The sequence below is a fragment of the Promicromonospora kroppenstedtii DSM 19349 genome, from assembly GCF_000515355.1.
GTDB classification, from domain to species: Bacteria; Actinomycetota; Actinomycetes; order Actinomycetales; family Cellulomonadaceae; genus Promicromonospora; species Promicromonospora kroppenstedtii.
Map to the genome: position 1 here is coordinate 129,412 of NZ_KI911686.1, position 219 is coordinate 129,630.

Sequence of the window (219 nt, forward strand, 5' to 3'; positions counted from 1 at the left end):
GGCGCGCCGGCGTGGGGGGCCACCGCCCTGGCCGCCACCGTCGTCGTCGGCTCGAACCTGACCACGCAGGTGGTCAAGGACGGTGTGCTCCACCGCACCGGGCTCGTCGGGGACTGGAACCGCGACGTCAACACCCTGCCCAGCGGCCACGTCACCGTGGTCGCGGCCGCCTGGGCGGCGCTCCTGCTCGTCGTGCCTCGCCGCTGGCGTCCCGCGACG

General features: G+C 76.3%; 1 pseudogene. It reads left to right on the forward strand.

The features are described from left to right. Positions 1 to 219, forward strand: a pseudogene (locus tag PROKR_RS35075) (phosphatase PAP2 family protein); the annotation flags it as partial.